The 1,131-nt window shown below is 67.7% G+C and carries 1 protein-coding gene; it reads right to left on the bottom strand.

Translation table 11 applies throughout. The annotated features are described in order from the left end of the window. Positions 1–17: 17 nt before the first annotated feature. Positions 18–1,131 (bottom strand): ATP-binding protein (locus EOA27_RS37485; RefSeq protein WP_148669970.1); only part of this gene is annotated, 1,114 nt, incomplete at its 5' end.

Here is a 1,131-nt window from a genome sequence, read left to right on the forward strand (position 1 = left end):
CGACACGGTCTGATTTGTCATGCCGCATCATCCGTAAGGGGCACGCCGAGCGCCGGCAAGTCAGCCGGCACCGGCATGCGGATGGTGAAGATCGCGCCGGGACGGTCGGTGCGGTTGGCCGCCGCGATCGTGCCGCCCATCGCCTCGATGAAGCCGCGGCTGATCGACAGGCCGAGGCCCGTGCCGGCACGCACCTGGTCGCGTTTGCGCACGCGGTAGAACGTATCGAATATCCGCTCCAGGTCGCCCGGTGGGATACCCGGCCCCTCATCCATTACCTGCAGGATGACGGCGCCATTGTCGACCCAGGCCTGCAGCCGGATGATCGAGCCGGGCGAGGCATATTTGGCGGCATTGTCGAGGAGGTTGAACAGCGCCTGCTCGAACAGCACGGGATCGAGCCGCAGCATCGGCAGGTCGGCCGGAATGTCGGTCTCTATTGTGTGCTCGGCGGTGATCTTCTGCGCCCGGTTCAGCGCCGAGCCGACGACATCGCCGACATAATGGAGCGCGTAATTCGGCTCCATCGCGCCCGATTCGATCCTGGTCATGTCGAGCAGATTGGCGATGAAGCGGTTCAGCCGCTCCGACTCGCTGACGACCGTCGACAGAAGCTCCGCGCGATCCTTTTCCGGCAGCGCCGGCGCGAATTCCTTCAGCGTGCCGGCCGCGCCCATGATCGCGGCGAGCGGCGTCTTCAGGTCGTGCGAGATCGAGGTGAGCAGCGCCGAGCGCAACCGGTCCGCTTCGGCCGCAAGCCGGGCGCGGTCGACATCGGCGACCAGCTGGACCCGCTCGATGGCCACGGCGGCCTGGTCGGCCAAGGCGTCGAGCAAGCGTTGCTGCTCGGGCGTCAGCAGCGGTCCCTGCTTGTCATTGTCGAGGCCGACCACCCCGATCGCCGTCCGCCCCGTCCGCAAGGGGAGATAGAGGCGTTTTGCGCCGGGCAAGGTGTCGGCGCCGCGGCCGGCTGCGCGGTTGTGCTCCCAGGCCCAGCGCGCGGCCGCGATATCGGCCTCGGCCAGGGTATCGTCCGGCGGATAGCCGGCCTTGACGGTGATGGTGCCGTTTTCCGGCAGAAGCAGCACGACCCGGACCTTCAGCATCGAGGCGATCTGGAAGGCCGTGGCC

It is taken from the genome of Mesorhizobium sp. M2A.F.Ca.ET.037.01.1.1 (assembly GCF_003998075.1).
In the GTDB taxonomy this organism is placed as follows: domain Bacteria; phylum Pseudomonadota; class Alphaproteobacteria; order Rhizobiales; family Rhizobiaceae; genus Mesorhizobium.